This window comes from Lysobacter sp. 05T417 (genome assembly GCF_056396405.1).
Genome location: NZ_JBFTLK010000003.1, coordinates 236395 through 254106 on the forward strand (window position 1 = coordinate 236395; position 17712 = coordinate 254106).

At 67.8% G+C, this 17712-nt stretch carries 16 protein-coding genes, 1 other RNA gene and 1 pseudogene; 4 read left to right on the forward strand and 14 right to left on the reverse strand.

The window, feature by feature from the left end:
* Positions 1–23: 23 nt before the first annotated feature.
* From ftsW to rsmI, 10 genes are all read right to left on the reverse strand, one after another.
* On the reverse strand, positions 24–1355 hold the full coding sequence (ftsW, locus tag AC1DER_RS07040) for a putative lipid II flippase FtsW (RefSeq protein ID WP_477246168.1): 1332 nt from the start codon (positions 1353–1355) through the stop codon (positions 24–26).
* Positions 1355–2440 (reverse strand): phospho-N-acetylmuramoyl-pentapeptide-transferase, encoded by a 1086-nt coding sequence (gene mraY, locus AC1DER_RS07045; RefSeq protein ID WP_441816757.1) that lies wholly within the window; start codon positions 2438–2440, stop codon positions 1355–1357. The genes ftsW and mraY overlap by 1 nt, the downstream gene beginning before the upstream one ends.
* Positions 2430–3833: a UDP-N-acetylmuramoyl-tripeptide--D-alanyl-D-alanine ligase gene (locus tag AC1DER_RS07050; RefSeq protein ID WP_477246170.1), complete on the reverse strand. Its 1404-nt coding sequence runs from the start codon at positions 3831–3833 to the stop codon at positions 2430–2432. Before AC1DER_RS07050 ends, mraY begins: the two co-directional genes overlap by 11 nt.
* On the reverse strand, positions 3830–5302 hold the full coding sequence (locus tag AC1DER_RS07055) for a UDP-N-acetylmuramoyl-L-alanyl-D-glutamate--2,6-diaminopimelate ligase (protein ID WP_477246172.1): 1473 nt from the start codon (positions 5300–5302) through the stop codon (positions 3830–3832). Before AC1DER_RS07055 ends, AC1DER_RS07050 begins: the two co-directional genes overlap by 4 nt.
* A complete protein-coding gene (locus AC1DER_RS07060) occupies positions 5299–7227 on the reverse strand; it encodes a peptidoglycan D,D-transpeptidase FtsI family protein (protein WP_477246174.1) in 1929 nt (642 codons plus the stop codon). The genes AC1DER_RS07055 and AC1DER_RS07060 overlap by 4 nt, the downstream gene beginning before the upstream one ends.
* On the reverse strand, positions 7224–7487 hold the full coding sequence (gene ftsL / locus AC1DER_RS07065; RefSeq protein ID WP_158733508.1) for a cell division protein FtsL: 264 nt from the start codon (positions 7485–7487) through the stop codon (positions 7224–7226). Before ftsL ends, AC1DER_RS07060 begins: the two co-directional genes overlap by 4 nt.
* Before the next feature lie 2 nt (positions 7488–7489).
* Complete coding sequence (gene rsmH, locus AC1DER_RS07070; RefSeq protein WP_477246176.1) at positions 7490–8452, reverse strand: 16S rRNA (cytosine(1402)-N(4))-methyltransferase RsmH; 963 nt, start codon at positions 8450–8452, stop codon at positions 7490–7492.
* 11 nt (positions 8453–8463) lie between these two features.
* Positions 8464–8910: a division/cell wall cluster transcriptional repressor MraZ gene (mraZ, locus tag AC1DER_RS07075; RefSeq protein ID WP_441816762.1), complete on the reverse strand. Its 447-nt coding sequence runs from the start codon at positions 8908–8910 to the stop codon at positions 8464–8466.
* A gap of 575 nt (positions 8911–9485) precedes the next feature.
* Positions 9486–9841, reverse strand: an RNA gene (gene rnpB, locus AC1DER_RS07080) — RNase P RNA component class A.
* Between the two features lie 363 nt (positions 9842–10204).
* A complete protein-coding gene (gene rsmI, locus AC1DER_RS07085) occupies positions 10205–11059 on the reverse strand; it encodes a 16S rRNA (cytidine(1402)-2'-O)-methyltransferase (RefSeq protein WP_477246178.1) in 855 nt (284 codons plus the stop codon).
* Positions 11060–11272: 213 nt separating this feature from the next.
* Between rsmI and AC1DER_RS07090 the strand changes: the two are divergent.
* Positions 11273–12520 (forward strand): annotated as a pseudogene (locus tag AC1DER_RS07090) (penicillin-binding protein activator); the annotation flags it as partial.
* Positions 12504–12884, forward strand: coding sequence for a YraN family protein (locus AC1DER_RS07095; RefSeq protein ID WP_477246180.1), 381 nt, complete (start codon positions 12504–12506; stop codon positions 12882–12884). The pseudogene AC1DER_RS07090 and the gene AC1DER_RS07095, both read left to right, overlap by 17 nt.
* A 47-nt stretch (positions 12885–12931) precedes the next feature.
* Here the strand turns inward: AC1DER_RS07095 and AC1DER_RS07100 are convergent, their stop codons facing one another.
* Genes AC1DER_RS07100 through AC1DER_RS07115 form a run of 4 tightly spaced genes read right to left on the reverse strand, consistent with a single transcriptional unit; the run spans position 12932 to position 16223 of the window.
* Positions 12932–13510: a manganese efflux pump MntP gene (locus AC1DER_RS07100; protein WP_477246182.1), complete on the reverse strand. Its 579-nt coding sequence runs from the start codon at positions 13508–13510 to the stop codon at positions 12932–12934.
* Positions 13511–13550: 40 nt separating this feature from the next.
* Positions 13551–13955: a response regulator gene (locus AC1DER_RS07105; protein ID WP_477357798.1), complete on the reverse strand. Its 405-nt coding sequence runs from the start codon at positions 13953–13955 to the stop codon at positions 13551–13553.
* 34 nt (positions 13956–13989) lie between these two features.
* The gene (locus AC1DER_RS07110) at positions 13990–14430 is read right to left on the reverse strand and encodes a response regulator (protein ID WP_441816767.1); all 441 of its coding nucleotides are present in this window, start codon (positions 14428–14430) and stop codon (positions 13990–13992) included.
* Complete coding sequence (locus AC1DER_RS07115) at positions 14427–16223, reverse strand: sensor histidine kinase (protein WP_477246186.1); 1797 nt, start codon at positions 16221–16223, stop codon at positions 14427–14429. Before AC1DER_RS07115 ends, AC1DER_RS07110 begins: the two co-directional genes overlap by 4 nt.
* A 234-nt stretch (positions 16224–16457) precedes the next feature.
* Here AC1DER_RS07115 and AC1DER_RS07120 point away from each other — a divergent pair, with 234 nt between their 5' ends.
* Both AC1DER_RS07120 and AC1DER_RS07125 read left to right on the forward strand, forming a co-directional pair.
* Entirely contained in the window at positions 16458–17423 is a 966-nt protein-coding gene (locus AC1DER_RS07120; protein WP_477246188.1) for an MBL fold metallo-hydrolase, read from the forward strand.
* Positions 17424–17495: 72 nt separating this feature from the next.
* Positions 17496–17711 carry a hypothetical protein gene (locus AC1DER_RS07125; protein ID WP_477246190.1) on the forward strand — a complete coding sequence of 72 codons (216 nt, stop codon included), beginning with the start codon at positions 17496–17498 and terminating at the stop codon, positions 17709–17711.
* Position 17712: the final 1 nt, after the last annotated feature.

Sequence of the window (17712 nt, forward strand, 5' to 3'; positions counted from 1 at the left end):
GTCGGAATCGGTCGCGGCAATCTTCAAGCGATCCTCCCCAGGGTGGGTTCGACGCGCTGGCGCAGGCGGCTGGTGCCGCGCACGTCGCCGCTGCGCTTGGACTGCGAGGCAGGCATCGACGTCGGCGACGGCGACGGCGACGAGGACGAGGACGAGGACGGCGACGGCGACGGCGTGGCTTCGTTGCGCACGCGGGCAACCTGGCGCTGGGCGCGATCGAGTTCGTAGGACACGCGCAGCAGCAGGCCCAGCGCGGCGCAGGTCATGATCACGCTGGAGCCGCCGTAGGAAATCATCGGCAGGGTCAGGCCCTTGGTCGGCAGCAGGCCGAGATTGACGCCGATCGAGACGAAGCTCTGCAGGCTCATCCACAGCGCGATGCCGAACGCGCAGTAGCCGGCAAAGTGGCGGCGCATCTCGACGCACTTCAGGCCCAGCCAGAACGCGCGGCCAGCCAGGCCGGCGTAGAGCGCGACCACGGTGCACACGCCGAGGAAGCCGAATTCTTCGCCAATCACCGCAAGGATGAAGTCGGTGTGCGCTTCGGGCAGGTACGACAGCTTCTGCACCGACGCGCCCAGGCCGACGCCGATCCATTCGCCGCGGCCGACCGCCATCAAGGCGTTGGTCAGCTGGTAACCGGTCTTGAACGGGTCCTGCCACGGGTCGAGGAACGAGGTCAGTCGGGTCACGCGGTAGGGTTCGGCAATCGCGACGATCGCCAGCACCGGCAGGCCGATCAGCACCGGGCCGAACATGCGCGGCATGTTGACGCCGCCGAGCACGAGCATGCCGGCGGTGACCGCCAGGATCAGCGACGACGAACCGAAGTCGGGCTGCAGCAGTAACAGCACGACCAGGCCGACGGCGACGCCGATCGGCTTGAGCATCGCGCCCCAGGTTGCCGTCACTTCCTCGCTGTAGCGCTTGAGGTAGCTGGCCAGCCAGACGATGTAGAGCAGCTTGACCGCTTCGACCGCCTGGAAGTTCGACACGCCCAGGTTCAACCAGCGCCGCGCGCCGTTGACGTTCTTGCCGATGCCGGGCACGAACACCGCGATCAGCAGCACGAAGCAGACCAGCAGCAACCACTGGTTGTGCTGCTCGATGGTCTTGAGCTCCGTGCGCATCACCCACACCGCCATGACCAGGCCCAGGGCCAGGAACACGACGTGGCGGCTGAGGAAGTAGAACGGTCCGACGTCGTGGCCGTCGGCGACGCCAATCGATGCCGAGCCGACCATGACCACGCCGACACAGGCAAGCGCGCACGAGATGCCCAGCAGCCACGGATCGAAGTGGCCGCCGATGGCGTCGAGGCGCGTTGCCTGGCGAGCGGTCGAAAGGTCGGTCATCAGCGCACCTTCAGCGTCGCCAGGCCGACCAGGACCAGCACCACCGAGATGATCCAGAAGCGCACGATCACGCGCGGCTCCGGCCAGCCCTTGAGCTCGAAGTGGTGGTGGATCGGCGCCATCCGGAACACGCGCTTGCCGGTGAGCTTGAACGAGCCCACCTGGATCATCACCGACAGCGTCTCGATCACGAAGATGCCGCCCATGATCACCAGCACCAGTTCCTGGCGGACGATGACGGCGATCGTGCCGAGCACGGCGCCCAGCGCCAGCGCGCCGATGTCGCCCATGAACACCATGGCCGGATAGGTGTTGAACCAGAGGAAGCCCAGGCCCGCGCCGGCGATGGCCGCGCAGATGATCACCAGCTCGCCGGCGCCCGGCACCGGCGGGATCTGCAGGTACTTGGAGAACTCGGCGTGGCCGGAGGCGTAGGCGAAGATGCCCAGCGCGCAGGCGACCAGCACGGTCGGCATGATCGCCAGACCGTCGAGACCGTCGGTGAGGTTGACCGCGTTGGAGAAGCCGACGATCCAGAAGTAGGCGATGGCGACGAAGCCGATGCCCGCCAGCGGCAGCGCGATCGACTTGAAGAACGGCACGTAGAACGTGGTGGCCGCCGGAACGTCGGCATACAGATAGAGGTACAGGCCGGCGGCCAGACCGAACACCGACTGCGCCAGGTACTTCCAGCGCGACTTCAGGCCATTGGGGTCGCGGCGGACGATCTTGATCCAGTCGTCGTACCAGCCGATCGCGCCGAAGGCGAGCATGACCAGCAGCACCGTCCACACGTACTTGTTGCGCAGGTCGCCCCACAGCAGCACCGACGCCATCACCGTGAGCAGGATCAGCGCGCCACCCATGGTCGGCGTGCCGGCTTTGGAGAAGTGCGACTGCGGGCCGTCCTTGCGAATCGGCTGGCCGCCCTTGAGCTGGCCCAGGCGTCGGATCACCGCCGGCCCCCACCACAGCGACAGCGCCAGCGCGGTCAGCGCGCTGAGGATGCCGCGGAAGGTCAGGTAACTGAACAGTCCGAACAGACTCTGCAGTTGTTCGAGCCAGCGAGTGAGTTCAAGCAGCATCAGGATTCCCCTTCTTGTCCGAGCGCGGCGCGGCGTCGACCAGCGCGGCGACGATCCGGTCCATCGCGCTGCCACGCGAGCCCTTCACCAGCACGCGAACGCCGTCGCGCAGTTCCGCGCGCAGGGCGCTGGCCAGCGCGTCATGTGTTTCGAAATGCGTGGCGCCTTCACCGAACGCCGCCGCTGCCGCAGCGCTGTGCGGGCCCAGCGTGAACATGCGGCTGATGCGGGCGCCCTTGGCGCGGCGACCGGCCTCGGCATGCATCGCTTCGGCATCGGCGCCGAGTTCGCGCATGTCGCCCAGCACCAGCCAGGCTTCACCGCCACCCTCCGACAGCGTGTCGATGGCGGCCGCGAGCGAGCCCGGGTTGGCGTTGTAGCTGTCGTCGATCAGCACTGCACCGTTGGCCAGGCGGTACGTGATCAGGCGGCCCGGCACCGACCTGGCGGCATTGAGGCCGTCGGCCACGGCCTGCAGCGTTGCCCCCACGCCCAGCGCGAGCGCCGCCGCGGCCAGTGCGTTGCGGACGTTGTGGCGGCCCGGCAGCGCCAGCGCGATCGCCGCTTCGCCCTGCGGCGTGACCAGGGTGAAGCGCGAGCCTTCGACTTGCGCCTGGACGTCGCGCGCGGTGATGTCGGCGCTGGCATCGAGACCGAAACGGACCAGGCGGCGACCATGGGCGCGCTCGGCGAAGTACGGCGCGAACGCATCATCGGCGTTGATCACCGCCACGCCTTCGGCCGGCAGCGCGTCGTAAATCGCGGCCTTGGTGTCGGCCACGCCAAGCAGGCTGCCCATGCGCTCGAGGTGGCCAGGCGCGATGTTGTTGATCACCGAAACGTCGGGGCGGACCACGGCAGTCAGGTAGGCGATGTCGCCTGGCTGGCCGGCGCCCATTTCGTAGATTGCGAACTGCATGCCTTCGGGCGCGTCGAGCACCGCCAGCGGCAGGCCGATCTCGTTGTTGCGATTGCCCGGCGTGGCGTAGGTCGGGCCAACGCGCTCCAGGATCGCGAGCGTGAGCGCCTTTACGCTGGTCTTGCCGTTGCTGCCGGTGATCGCGACGGTCTTGCCGGCGTTGCCCGATTCCACACGCGCGCGCTGCACGGCCGCTGCGAGGTCGGCGAGTGCGCGCTGGGTGTCGGCAACGACGATCTGCGCAATCGCCACATCCAGCTGGCGCGACACCAGCACGGCGGCGACCTTGTCCGCCGGCAGCGAGGCGACGTGATCGTGCGCATCGAAGCGCTCTCCCTTGAGCGCGATGAACAGCACGTCCCCGCCCTGCGGTAGCGCGCGCGTATCGGTTGCCACCGTGGTCACCACGGCGTCTTCGCCGTGCAGGCGGCCGCCGGTCATGCGTGCGATCTGCGACAGATGCAGCGGCTTCATGCCCGCGCCTCCAGCGCCGCGCGCGCGACCTGGGTGTCGTCGAAGGGGTATTGCACGCCCTGGATGTCCTGGTAGGGCTCGTGTCCCTTGCCGGCCACCAGCACGATATCGTTCTGGCCGGCCATTCCGACCGCGCGTGCGATCGCGGCGGCGCGGTCGCGCTGCACGCTGACCAGCGCCGGATTGGCGAAGCCGGCCATGATGTCGTCGACGATGACGTCGCCGTTCTCGAAGCGCGGGTTGTCGTCGGTGACGATCACGACGTCGGCATGGCGCTCGGCGATCGCCGCCATCTGCGGACGCTTGCCGCGGTCGCGATCGCCGCCGCAACCGAACACGCACAGCAGCCGCGCCTGTACGTGGGCGCGCAGCGACGACAGTGCCTGCTCGAGCGCATCGGGCGTGTGCGCGTAGTCGATCACCACCAGCGGCAGCTCGCCATCGCCACCGAGGCGGTTCATGCGGCCGTGGATCGGCTGCAGTTGCGACAGAACCTGCGCGATCCGGTCCGGCTGCTCGCCCAGCGCCAGCAGCGTGCCGGCCACCGCGAGCAGGTTGTCGACATTGAAGCGGCCCAGCAGCGACGAGTTGACCGGCCATGCCTCGCCTTCGTGCACCAGCTCGAAGCCGATGCCGGCATTGTCGAAACGCAGCGACTGCGCCTGCAGCGTCGCATCGCGCTCGCCGCGCGAGCTCAGGCCGATGGCGCGCACGCCGGCCGGTACGGTCGAGAGCAGCTCGCGGCCGAACTCGTCATCGAGGTTGACCACCGCCGCCGACAGGCCCGGCCACGCGAACAGGCGCGCCTTGGCTGCGCCGTAGGTCGCCATGTCGCCGTGGTAGTCGAGATGATCGCGAGTGAGGTTGGTGAACACCGCGACATCGAAATGCACGCCGTCCACGCGGCCCTGGTCGAGCGCGTGCGAACTGGCTTCCATGGCAATGGCAGAAGCGCCCTGGTCGCGCATCTGCGCCAGCAGCTCGTGCGTCTGCAGCACCAGCGGGGTGGTGAAGCCGGTCGGCACCACTTCGCCGTAGAGGCCGGCGCCCAGCGTGCCGACGCTGCCGCTGCGGATGCCGCGCAGGTGCCAGGCCTGCGTGAGCAGCTGCACGGTCGAGGTCTTGCCGTTGGTGCCGGTGACGCCGACGACATCCATGGCAGCGGTGGCGCGGCCGTGGAAGGCATCGCCCATTTGGCCCAGGCGCGAACGCAGGCCAGGCACGGCGATGGCGTCGGCCGGTGCCGGCAGGTCATCGGGTGCCGGCGGCTCGAACAGGATCGCACTGGCGCCGGCGGCGCGCGCCTGGTCCACGAAGCGCAGCCCGTGCGCACCGAAGCCGGCAATGGCGACGAATGCGTAACCGGGTTTGACCGCGCGCGAATCGAGCACCAGCCCACTGATCTGCAGCTCCGGCGCGATGCCGGCGACATCGGGCAGCAGCTCCGACAACGGCATGAGGCGGCTCATCGGCCACCTCCGGGGGTTGCGACCACGCCGGTGGACAGCGGTGCGGCCGCGACCTGCACCGGCGCCGGCAGCACCGCACCGGACGGCTTGCCGCCGTTGGCCTTGGCGCGCTTGGCTTCGGCTTCGGCCTGCGCCGCCATCCACGTGTCGATATCGTCTGGCGCCACGTCCATCAGGCGCAGCGCACCTTCCATGACGTTCTTGAACACCGGGCCGGAGACGAAGCCGCCGTAGTAGCCCTTGGCCGGATCGGGATCGTTGACCACCACCACCATCGAGAAGCGCGGGTTGTTGACCGGGACCACGCCGGCGAAGAACGACACGTAGCGGCGCGAGTAGCCGCCGGTCTCGTTGAACTTGCGCGCGGTGCCGGTCTTGCCGGCGACGTGGTAGCCCAGGATCGCTGCCTGCGTGGCGGTGCCGCCGGGCTCGGTCACGGTCTGCATCATGCGCATGATCTGGCCGGAGATCGCCGGATCGAGCACCTGCACCGGTTCGTTCTGTTCGCCGCCCTTGACGAAGGTCGGCGTGATCAGGCGGCCGCCATTGCCCAGTGCCGCATACGCCTGGGCGATCTGCAGCGGCGTCGCCGACAGACCGTAGCCGTAGGACATGGTCTGCTTGGTGGTGCCGCTCCAGCGCGACGGCGGCGCCAGCACGCCCGAAGACTCGCCCGGGAAGCCACTGTGGGTCTTGCGGCCGTAGCCGAAGCGGTGCAGGAAGTCGTAGTAGTTCTGGCTCGGGATCCGCGCCACGATCTTGGCGGCGCCGACGTTGGAGCTCTTGGTGATCACGCCGGTGGTGTCGAGCACGCCGTAGTTGCGGTGATCGGTGGTGCGGAAGCGACCGTTCGGCATCCAGCCCGGGTTGGTGTCGAAGGTGGAGTGCGCGGTGATCACGCCCGCCTCCAGTGCGGCGGCGACGGTCAGCGGCTTCATCGTCGAGCCGGGCTCGATCACGTCGGTGACGGCGCGGTTGCGATGCGTGTCGGGGTTGCCCACGCTCAGCGCATTGGGGTTGTAGGTCGGCAGGTTGGCCATCGCCAGCACTTCGCCGGTGGCGATGTCGAGCACCACCACCGAGCCGCTGCTGGCGCCGGTGCGCTGCAGCGTGCCACGCAGCTCGCGGAACGCCAGGTACTGGATGCGGCGGTCGATGGTCAGGGTCAGGTCGTGGCCCGGCTCGGCCTGCTTGACCAGGTCGACGCTTTCGACGATGCGACCGGCGCCGTCGCGGATCACGCGCTTGGAGCCGGGCTTGCCGCGCAGCCAGTCGTCAAATGCCAGCTCCAGTCCTTCCTGGCCCAGGTCGTCGATGTTGGTGAAGCCCAGGACGTGCGACATCGCCTCGCCCTGCGGATAGAAGCGACGGAACTCGCGCTGCGAGAACACGCCCGGGATCTTGTAGGCCAGGATCCGGTGCGCTTCGTCCGGGTTGATCCGGCGCTTGAGGTAGACGAATTCCTTGTCGGCGCGCTGGCTGAGCTTGCGCGTCAGCGCATCGGACGACACGCCCAGCGTCTTGGCCAGTTGCGGAATGCGAGCGGGATTTGCCAGCAGTTCCTGCGGATTGGCCCAGATCGACTCGACCGGCGTCGACACCGCCAGCGGCTCGCCGTTGCGATCGGTGATCATGCCGCGCGAGGTGGGGATCGGGATCTCGCGCAGCGAGCGGGCATCGCCCTGCTGGCGGTAGAAGTCATTGCTGATGACCTGCAGGTCGAGCGCGCGCGCGACCAGCGCCAGCGAGCACACGCCCAGCGCCGTGCCGACGATCAGCAGGCGGTTGCGCAGGTTGAACGATGCGCGGCCGCGGCCCTTGCCGGCGACGCGATTGTCGCGCTCGCCACCGAACTTCTCGCGCAGCGCCAGCACCCGCTCAAGCAGGCTGGTGCGGCCGGCGGGCCTGGAATTGCGGCCGGTCATGGGCGGATCACCACGGTTTCGGCGCCTTCGGGGAACTTCATGCCGAGGCGATCACGCGCGACCTGGTCGATGCGGTTGCTTTCGGCCCAGGTGGCCTGCTCGAGCTGCAAGCGGCCGAACTCGATGTTGAGCTCGTCGCGGGCGCGCTCCAGGCGGCTTAGCTGGACGAACAGCTGGCGGTGCTGATGACGCGCCTCCACCACCGCCAGCGCCGAAACGACGTTGGCCACCACCAGCACGCTCAGCAAAAGGCGGGCGATGCTCATGCCGCCTCCTTGCCGTGCACTGGGCCGAGAACCGGCAGCTTCTCGGCCACGCGCAGCACCGCACTGCGGGCGCGCGGATTGACCGAGGTTTCCTCGTCGAACGCCTTCTGCGCCGAACCGATCGCAAGCAGCACCGGCGTGAACGCCACCTCCACCGGCATGCGGCGATTGGCCGGCGGCGCCTTGCTGTGGCGAAGGATGAACTGCTTGACGATGCGGTCTTCCAGCGAATGGAAGCTGATCACCGCCAGGCGGCCGCCTGGCTTGAGCCGGGCAAGCGCCGCGTCGAGACCGATCTCGAGATCGGCCAGCTCGCGGTTGATGAAGATGCGGATCGCCTGGAAGCTGCGCGTGGCCGGATGGATCTTGCTGTCGCCGCGCGGCATCACCGAGGCGATCAGGTCGGCCAGCTGGGCGGTGCGCAGCAGCGGCTGCTCGCCGCGGCGGGCAACGATGGTGCGGGCGATCTTGCGGCTCATGCGCTCTTCGCCGTAGGTCCACAGCACGTCGGCGATTTCGCGATCGTCGGCCTGGGCCAGCCACTGCGCCGCGCTCAACCCGCTGTCGGGGTCCATGCGCATGTCGAGCGGGCCGTCCTTGCCGAAGCTGAAACCGCGTTCGGCGACGTCGAGCTGCGGCGACGACACACCCAGGTCGAACAGGATGCCGTCGAGGCCGCCGGCGGTCTCGTTCCACTGCGCCAGTTCGGCGAAGCTGCCACGGAAGATCGCCACGCGCGGGTCCGCGGCGAACTCTCGTTCGGCAACGGCAATCGCTTCGGGATCCTTGTCCATGACCAGCAGCCGGCCTCCGGGGCCGAGTTGTTCCAGCACGCCACGCGCATGGCCGCCGCGCCCGAACGTGCCATCCAGGTACGTTCCGTTCCCGCGCACGTTCAGGCCGTCCAGCGCCTGCGCGTACATCACGGGAAGGTGGCCGGAAAGCGCGCCGCGCCCCATGCCACCCACCGTCACAGCTGCAGGTCGAGCAGCTCCTCGCTCAGATCGTCGTCAGAAATGGTCTGACGGATCTGTGCGTGGTGCGCTTGCTCGCTCCACAGTTCGAACTTGTCGCCCATGCCCAGCAACACGGCCTTCTTCTCGATGCCGACGGCGGCACGGTGGCTGGCGGGGATGCTGATGCGGCCATTGCCGTCGAGCTCGACGAAGGTCGCCGCGCCGACCAGCTTGAGCTGCATGCTGCGGTTGACCTTCTTGGCCTTGGGCAGGGCATTGACCTGGTCGCGGACGCGTTCCCAGATGGCCTGCGGGTAGAGGTACAGCGAACCCGACTCGAACGGGTTGTAGGTGAGGACCATGCGGTTGCCGCATTCACGCGCGACGGCGTCACGGTAGACGGTGGGCACCGCCAGCCGGCCCTTGTCGTCAATCGTGATGGCGGTCTCACCCTGGAACATTCAGCACCTGGTTGGGGCCACCTCTAAGCGGGCGGCTTGGTCACTGAAAAACCACAAAAAACCCGGTTTTCCCTCAGATGCCCACCTTAGGCACGCCTCACAGGGTTGTCAACAAGTTTCCAGAGACAATTTCACCTGTTCCATCAAGGGCTTGCAGCGAACTTCACAGTCTTATTCAAGACTTATCCACTAGCCGTTGTTTAGTCTCATTTTTTGAGACTGGAAGGGGTTCAGGCGCCACCTCAGGCAAACCCGACCCCGAGCCCTTTGCCGATGCTGCTGCGCAGCACCAACGGCCCATTTGCGATAGCGATCACATATCCAGAATGAATATGAGATGTCTATCGACCCCTCAGGCCCCGGACCGGCAAGCTCAAAAGCCGCCCATCTACCCCGCCCTTGCCCCGACGGGAAAAGCCGCCCGCCCACCACTGGCGGGAACGCACCCGAGCGAACGAGCCCCCTTTAGTAAAGGGGACGCCGCGGCAGCGGCAGGGAATTGGAGGCAAAAAGCCTGGGGCCCGAGTTGCGACAGCAACTTGGGGCTCTTTGAGCGCAAAGCGCCAAAGAGCAGGCGGCGGAGCCGGCCTGTAAGCCGGGTTCTGTCGTGGACAGTCATTCCTCTAGGCGCAGCGTCGCCGCTACGCTCAAGCAACCTACCCGGAGACACCGCGGGCCGCGGCATTGCCTCCCTATTTGGTCTTGCTCCCGGTGGGGTTTGCCGTGCCGGTCTGTTGCCAGACTCGCGGTGCGCTCTTACCGCACCGTTTCACCCTTACCACGCACGTCTTGCGACGCCGTTCGGCGGTCTGCTCTCTGTTGCACTTTCCGTCGGCTTGCGCCGCCCAGGCGTTACCTGGCACCGTGCCCTGTGGAGCCCGGACTTTCCTCGGCACCCCCGAAAGGATGACGCGACTGCCTGGCCGACTCCGCCGTGTTTATTCTACCGCTTCGCGTTGAATAAACCCCAAAGTTTGCTGCGCAAACCTTGGGCCCCGACTCAGTTCACCTCCAATTCCCTGCCGCTGCCGCGGCACCCCCTTTACTAAAGGGGGCTGTTGCGTGGCATGCGCGACTGCCCGCTGCGCGCCCCACTCCCGACTACGCGCACAACGAAGACCGGGAAGTGAATTGCCGAAGCGTCGTCCGGCGGGTCGGGGATTGCGCAGCAGCGGGACATGGATGTCCCGCGCCCCGCATCAGCCATGGATGGCTGATCAAGGGGCTGCGCAATCCCCGACCCGGCGGACGGCGCCCCAGCGGAGAAGCGCTCTGCGCAGCCCTCGCCGAGGGCTCAGCCTTCGTCGGAGTTGTACAAGGCCTTGCGCGGCGCGCCGCTCAGCTCGGCTGCCAGTTTTGCTGCCTGGGAAGGCTTGAGGTGCTCGCTGAGCTTGGCGTACAGGCGTCGGCCCTCGGCGATGCTGGCGTCGGCGTCGTCACCGGCGCCTTCCACGATCACGACGAACTCACCCTTGCGCTGGTTCGGATCGGCCGCAACGCGCGCCTTCAACTCGCCCAGCGTTCCGTCGAGCACCGTCTCGAACAACTTGGTCAGCTCGCGACCGACCACCGCCACGCGCGCCTCCCCGAACGCCGTGGCGAGGTCTTCCAGCGACTCCTCGATACGGTGCGCCGACTCGTAAAAGATGAGCGTGCGCGGCTCGCTCACCAGCCGCGACAGCCGCTCGCGACGGGCCGAACCCTTGGCCGGCAGGAATCCCTCGAACACGAAACGATCGCTCGGCACACCGGCGACGCTGAGCGCGGCGATCGCGGCACAGGCGCCCGGGACCGGCGACACCCGGATCCCGGCCGCGCGCGCGGCGCGAACCAGGCGGAAGCCGGGATCGCTCACCAGCGGCGTTCCCGCATCCGACACCAGCGCCAGCGACTCGCCGGCACGCAGGCGCGCCACCAACTGCGCCGCCTGCGCGTCCTCGTTGTGCTGGTGCAAGGCCAGCAGCGGACGCTCCAGGCCAAAGTGCGACAGCAGCTGGCGGGTGTGGCGGGTGTCCTCGGCGCAGATCGCGCTCACCGTCTTGAGGGTCTCCAGCGCGCGCGCCGACAGATCACCGAGGTTGCCGATCGGCGTGGCGACGACATGGAGGATTCCCGGAGGTGGGAGATTTGCTGCTTGGGACGTAGGCATCGTGCGTCTGCGGTGGGGCCGGGTAGAATCCTAACCGGTCCCTCAGGAACGCCGCGTCGCGGCGAACGCATGCCGATGAGCCTAGCTTCGAATCGATGGGCGATGAAATGGATCTTCGCCGCGGCAATGAGCACCGCCCTGCTCGGCGGTTGCGCCACGGTCACCCAAACCGGCACGACATCGCAGGCCAGCCGCAACGCCACCATCATGCAGGCCGGCGAACTTGCCCGCAGCGGTGCTTCCCTGGTCGGCCCGGCGCGCAGCGCCAACGATCGCCAGATCGAGCACCTGCTGGCACAGCTCGACAACCCCACCCTCGCCCGCGAAGCGGCGGCCCTGGCGGCCGGCGATCCGCTCTACAACTATGTTGGCCAGGCGCTGATGCGCCGCGGCCTGCCGCTGCCGCGTCCGTTCGACCGCAGCGGCTGGCATTTCGATGCCGCCAGCCGCCCGCCGGCCGACAGCGACGGTTACCGCCCGCCGGTGAAGCTGGCCGTGCTGCTGCCGATGTCGGGCAGCCTGGCCGTCCCGGCCACGCCGGTGCGCGATGGCTTCCTCGCCGGCTATTACGGCGAAACCCGCCGCCGCCCCGACATCAGCTTCTACGACACCGCCGGCACCACCGGTGGCGCGCTGGCGGCCTACGACCTGGCCGCGGCCGAAGGCAACGACTTCGTGGTCGGTCCGCTCGGCCGCGACGAAGTCAACGCGCTGTTCGGCAAGGCCTCGTTGCCGGTGCCGGTGCTCGCGCTCAACCGCGGTGATGTCTCGCCGCCGAACGGCAACGCCGGCTTCTCGCTGTCGCCGGAAGACGAGGGCATCGCCGCGGCCGAATACCTGCTGGGTCGCGGTGCGCGCAAGGTGCTGGTGATCGGCGGCAGCGACGAGACGCAGCAGCGTGCCGTCGCCAGCCTGCGCGATCGCCTGGTCGAACGCGGCGGCGAGGTGACCGACGTGGTCAGCGAAGGCATCGCCGATCTTGGTCCGTATGCGCGGAAGGCCGGCGGCGTCGATGCCGTGTTCCTGGCGATCAAGGGCAGCAATGCACGCACGCTGATGCCGAAGCTGGCCCTGGCCGGCCTCGCTGGCAAGCCGCGCGTGGCGACGTCGCAGGTGTTGTCGGGCACCGGCAAGCCGGAAGAAGACCGCATCCTCGACGGCATCGTCTTCCCGAGCGATGTCTGGAGCACGCGCGGCGTGCCCGGCCTGCCACCGGCAAGCAACGTCGGCGCGCAGTTGTCGAGCGCCAAGGGGCCGGCCGCACGCCTGTTCGCATTCGGCTACGACGCCTGGCAGATCACCGCCTACCTGCAGCGCCTGGCAACGACGGCCGACGGCCGCATCGACGGCGCCACCGGCACGCTGCGCCTGGACGGCTTCGGCAACGTCCTGCGCACGCCGGCGTGGTCGACGTTCAGCGCCGGCGTCTCCACCCCGCTGGCCGATGCCGCCCAGCGCTGACAAGCGCGCAAGAGGCGCGGCGGTGGAAGCCGCCGCGCGCGATTACCTGATCGATGCCGGGCTGCGCGAAGTGGCCGCCAATGCGAACTACCGCATCGGCGAACTCGATCTGGTCATGCTCGACGGCGCCACGCTGGTGTTCGTCGAAGTGCCATTCCGCCGCAACGCCCGCTTCGGCGGCGGTGCCGGTTCGGTGGACGTGCACAAGCGCCGAAAGCTTATCCGTGCCGCGATGGTGTTCCTGGCCAGGAACCGGCGCTACGCCGACGGCGCGTGTCGTTTCGATGTGGTCGAGGCCGAAGGCGACCCGGCGGCGCCCACCTTCCACTGGCTGCGCGATGCATTCCGCGCCGACGACTGCTGAGCGGCACGGCGGCATCCGGCGCTGTTGGTGTCACGCCGTGCGATCGTTCACGCCGTTGCCGCGTGCAGGTGCTCGTAGAGGATCGTCGCGCCGACCAGGATCAGGATGACGCCACCGGCCATTTCGGCGCGCTTGCCGATCAGCATGCCCAGCGCGCGGCCGGCCATGATCCCGAGCGTGACCATCGTCAGCGTGCAAAGCCCGATGACGACGGCGACGACGAGGATGTTCACGTCGACAAAGGCCAGGCCCACACCGACGGCCATGGCATCGATGCTGGTGGCCAGTCCGGTCAGGGCAACTGACCAGATCCCGCCCAAGCGGCCGGTGGCCGCCGCTTCGGCCGCGTCCTGGTCGGTGGCGGCCTTGTAGATCATGTGCAGCCCCAGCACCCCCAGCATGCCGAAGGCGATCCAGTGGTCCCAGGCTTCGATGTAGCGCGAGGCGGCGGAACCCAACAGCCAGCCAATGACCGGGGTGATGCCTTCGACCACGCCAAATATCACGCCTATGCGCAGCGCTTCGGGCCAGCGCGGCCGGAGCATGCCGGCGCCCTTGCCCAGCGCCGCCGCGAAGGCATCGGTGGACATGGCCAGGCCGAGCAGCACGATTGATACGGGGTTCATGGCGTCGATCACCAACGCTGTCGGCCGGAAGTCCAGCTTATCAGTGCGGACTCAACGACTTCCGGGAGGCAGCGTGACGCGTCGGCGGGAGCCCGCCGCAAGCCTCTTGCACCGCATGAAGCAGGCCGGTCAGGTCCTGCTTGAGCAGATAAGCCTGCACCTTCGACTTGGCGGCGCGCATGGCCACCTCGTCTTCAATCGCGCCCGACACAAGCAGGAACGGGATTTCCGGATCGAATTCGCGCGCGATGGCCAAGGCCTCGAATCCGCTGAATGCCGGCATCGATACGTCCGAGACGACCAGGTCCGCGCCAGCACTCATCGCTGCGCGCAACTCCGACGCCGATTGCACGTGCAGGAACTGCGCACGGATTCCGGCGTCGGCCAACTGCAGCGACACCAGTTCGGCGTCGTCGGCATCGTCCTCCACCAGGACGATGCGCAATGCATCGGCGTTGGGATCCGCGGCCGATCCCATGTCAGTCGATCACAGGCGGTTCGTTGATCACCGCCCAGAACTTGCCAAGGACCTTCACGGCCTGGAAGAACTGGTCGCCATCGACCGGCTTGACCACATAGGCATTGACGCCCAGGTTCCAGCCGGCGGCCAGGTCGCTCTCCTCGCGGGAAGACGACAGGATCACCACCGGCGTGTTCTTGAGCTTGGCGTCGCCGCGGATCTGCTGCAGGACTTCGAGTCCGTCCATGCGCGGCATCTTGATGTCCAGCAGCAGCACGGCCGGATGGCCTTCGGGACGGTCGGCAAAACGACCGCGCCGGTGCAGGTAGTCCATCGCCTCGACCCCGTCCTCGACGTGGACGATGGGGTTGACCAGGTTGGCATCGCGCAACGCGTCGATCGCCATCTCGGCGTCGGCGTGGCTGTCTTCTGCAAGCAGGATGGTGCGGAATTCGGTCATTGCATGAGCCTGGTAGTGGACGGCGGCGCATCGAGCGCGGCCGGCAGGGTGAACCGGAAAGTGGCGCCCTGGTCGGGCTCGGACTCGGCACTGATGCTGCCACCGTGCCTTGCCAGTACGCGCTTGACACTGGCCAGGCCGATCCCGGTGCCGGGGAAGTCGCTGGCCTTGTGCAGTCGCTGGAACACGCCGAACAGCTTGCCGGCGTAGGCCATGTCGAAGCCGGCGCCGTTGTCGCGCACGCAGAACTCGTGGCTGCCATCGTCCAGGCGCTGGTGCGATACCTCGACCTGGCTGCGTTCGCGGTTGCTGCTGTACTTGACTGCGTTGCCGAGCAGGTTGAGCCAGACCTGCCGCATCATGTTCTCGTCGGCGACGACGATCGGCAGCGGCTGGATCTTCCAGGAAACCTGCTGCGGGCTGCCGTCGGCCGACAGGTTCGCGTCGAGCATCGCCCGTGTCTCGGCGACCATCGATTGCATGTCGACCGGCAGCAGGCGCAGTGCGCTGCGACCCAGGCGCGAATACACCAGCAGGTCGTCGATCAGGTGCGACATGCGCTTGGCCGAATTGCTGATGATGCCCAGGTAGTGCAGGCTCTTTTCGTCGGCGCCTTCGCCAAGGTGGCGGGTCAGCTTGTCCGAGAAGCCGGCCACGTGGCGCAATGGCGCGCGCAGGTCGTGCGATACCGAGTAGCTGAACGCCTCCAGCTCGCGATTGACCTCCGAAACCTGGTCGACCTTGCCTTCGAGCTGGCGATTGAGCTCGTTGATCTTCCGCTGCGTTGCCTTCTGCGCGGATACGTCGCTGACGGTCAACAGCGCGACTTCGTCGTCGCGGTCGGGCAATGACATCCGGCTGGCATTGATCAATACGGTGCGCTCGACGCCATCGGCCGTGGTCTGCACCTGTTCGAAATCCCACAGCTCGCGTCCGCGCGAAAGCACGTCGCCCAGGCGCTGCTGCAGGATGGGATCCACCCAGGCGGCATTGGTCGCCAGCTGCTGGCCGTCGGCTGTCCGGCCGTAGAGCTGTTCGAATGCGGCGTTGTGCATGACCACGCGCTGTTGCGCATCGATCAACGCGATGGGTTCGCGGACCGTCTGCAGCACGGCCAGGGCGCGCGCACTGGACAGGCGCGACTGCCGTTCGGCAGACAATCGCTTCGACACCTGGCGTCCGAGCAACCACGTCACCAGGGCCAGCAGCAGCACCTGCACCAGCATCGAACCCCAGCCCAGCCAGCGCGCCCAGGCACGCTGACGCTCGGCATTCCTGATGCGCTTGTCGAGCAGCACCTGCTCGTTGGCGAGCATCTCGCGAATGATGCTGCGAATAGGGAAACGCGTCACCAATGGCGTCACGACCGGCCCGGCATCTGCGGCCCGGGTCTTGAGCAACTGGTCGATCACTTCCAGGCGGCGTTCGATCAGCTCGCCCAGCCGGCCTATGAGCAGCTGCTGGCGCGGATTGTCGGCGGTCAGCGCGGTCAGTTCCAGCAACTGCCCGGGTATCTGCGCGCGCCCTTGGGCAATGCGCTGCCGGGCCATCGGCAAGTCGCCACCGAGCACCACCACCATGGACGCCGACTCCACCTCGCGCACGGTCAGCGCCAGGCCGGTCACGGCCGATTCCACCTGGTGGGTGTGCGCGACGGCATCGGCCGCGTCGAGGTTGTCGCGGGACAGGTCCTGCAGGAACAGGAACGGGACGACAACGATCAACATGATGCCCGCGGCGATGGCGGGCACCCGCCACCGTCCCAAGCTGTCCCGGGTTTCGGATACGTCCATTTGTCCCCTGACCACTGCCGCGATGGCTGGCCACACCAACCTGCGGCCGGCGGCAAGCGGCTGCCCCGGCCCAGCGGGCGATCCTATCCGATTTGCCGCGGCGGCTGCGAGCGCTACCAGCTGCTTGAACGATTCAGGATTGCGCGACCTCGCCGCCCTGCTTGTGAGTCCCTGCCGACGCGCATAGGCTCCACGAAAAGTCGCGCCCCCTCCCACGCACTCGCAGGCAGCCGCATGACACGTACCCAGCCAGCCATCCTCGCCGCCGCACTCGCCAGCGTCCTGTTGCTCGCCGGATGCTCGAAACCGGACCCGGCCGCGACCGAAACTGCCAGCGCTGCCGCGCCCACGCCTCCCGCCCCGGCCGCAGCAACCCAGCCGGGGGAGAATCCGGATGTCTTCCGCTTCACGATCGGGTCGCTCGATGCCGTCGCACTCAAGGATGGCGTCATCGATGTCGCCAACGACGGCAAGACCTTCGCGCTCGGCCAGGCTGCGGGCGATGTCGCCGCGTTGCTGGCCGCGGCCGGCCAGCCGACCGATACGCTGCACCTGGGCATCCAGCCTCTGCTGGTGCACAGCGGCGCGCGAATCCTGTTGTTTGATACCGGCGCCGGCAATGTGTCCTGGGCGCGTGCCGGGCTCCTGCCGGCTTCTCTGCACGCTGCCGGCGTCGAGCCGTCCCAGGTCACCGACATCTTCCTGTCCCACCAGCACCAGGACCACACCGGTGGCCTGCTCGCACCCGACGGCAAGCTGGCCTTCCCCAACGCTGCCATCCACCTCTCGGCTCCCGAATGGGACTCGTTGAAGAAGGACCAGGATGCGGCTTCGCTTGTGGCGGCGATGACGCCCAAGGTGGTTGCCTTCCAGCCCGGCGCCGAGATCGTGCCCGGCGTGGTCACCGCCGTGGCTGCCGCCGGACATACGCCGGGTCACAGCGCCTACGAAATCCGCTCGGGCGACGAGCGCCTTCTCTACATCGGCGATGTCGCGCATCACTTCGTGATCTCGGTGCAGCGACCGGAATGGACGGTGCAGTACGACCAGGATGCAGCGATGGCGCAGGCCAGCCGGCGCGCCCTGCTGCAACGCGCCGCCGACGGCAACCTGCGCATCTACGCAGTGCATTTCCCCTTTCCGGGCCTGGGGCACTTCAAGGCGCAGGGCGACAGCTTCGTCTGGGTGCCCGAGGGCTGACGCCCGGACGACATCGCCCGCATAGGCCCCGCATAGGCTTGGTCTCGTAGCCCCGATTGCCAGGAGTGCGATATGGCGTCCGCCCAGAGGGTCGAACTGCGCCGCCATCCGACCAGCCCTGCACGATTGCCGTCGCTGATCTTCGCCGGGCCGGCAGCATTGCTGTTGGCTTTTTCCTCATCGACGACGTCGTTCCATTCGCGCATCAACGGCTGTACAAGCGGCACCTGCCGCAGGCAGTCGTTCGGGCTTTCGATGATCGAGGGCATCAGTTCGGCGACGACCTGAC

What these genes read in the sequence shown, in the direction of transcription:
- AC1DER_RS07125 (WP_477246190.1), top strand. Translation starts at nt 17,496, where the DNA reads ATGGCGTCCGCCCAGAGGGTCGAACTGCGCCGCCATCCGACCAGCCCT.
- mraZ (WP_441816762.1), bottom strand. Translation starts at nt 8,910, where the DNA reads ATGTTCCAGGGTGAGACCGCCATCACGATTGACGACAAGGGCCGGCTG.
- AC1DER_RS07110 (WP_441816767.1), bottom strand. Translation starts at nt 14,430, where the DNA reads ATGACCGAATTCCGCACCATCCTGCTTGCAGAAGACAGCCACGCCGAC.
- AC1DER_RS07115 (WP_477246186.1), bottom strand. Translation starts at nt 16,223, where the DNA reads ATGGACGTATCCGAAACCCGGGACAGCTTGGGACGGTGGCGGGTGCCC.
- AC1DER_RS07055 (WP_477246172.1), bottom strand. Translation starts at nt 5,302, where the DNA reads ATGAGCCGCCTCATGCCGTTGTCGGAGCTGCTGCCCGATGTCGCCGGC.
- AC1DER_RS07060 (WP_477246174.1), bottom strand. Translation starts at nt 7,227, where the DNA reads ATGACCGGCCGCAATTCCAGGCCCGCCGGCCGCACCAGCCTGCTTGAG.
- rsmH (WP_477246176.1), bottom strand. Translation starts at nt 8,452, where the DNA reads ATGGGGCGCGGCGCGCTTTCCGGCCACCTTCCCGTGATGTACGCGCAG.
- AC1DER_RS07100 (WP_477246182.1), bottom strand. Translation starts at nt 13,510, where the DNA reads ATGAACCCCGTATCAATCGTGCTGCTCGGCCTGGCCATGTCCACCGAT.
- AC1DER_RS07050 (WP_477246170.1), bottom strand. Translation starts at nt 3,833, where the DNA reads ATGAAGCCGCTGCATCTGTCGCAGATCGCACGCATGACCGGCGGCCGC.
- ftsW (WP_477246168.1), bottom strand. Translation starts at nt 1,355, where the DNA reads ATGACCGACCTTTCGACCGCTCGCCAGGCAACGCGCCTCGACGCCATC.
- AC1DER_RS07095 (WP_477246180.1), top strand. Translation starts at nt 12,504, where the DNA reads ATGCCGCCCAGCGCTGACAAGCGCGCAAGAGGCGCGGCGGTGGAAGCC.
- AC1DER_RS07120 (WP_477246188.1), top strand. Translation starts at nt 16,458, where the DNA reads ATGACACGTACCCAGCCAGCCATCCTCGCCGCCGCACTCGCCAGCGTC.
- rsmI (WP_477246178.1), bottom strand. Translation starts at nt 11,059, where the DNA reads ATGCCTACGTCCCAAGCAGCAAATCTCCCACCTCCGGGAATCCTCCAT.
- mraY (WP_441816757.1), bottom strand. Translation starts at nt 2,440, where the DNA reads ATGCTGCTTGAACTCACTCGCTGGCTCGAACAACTGCAGAGTCTGTTC.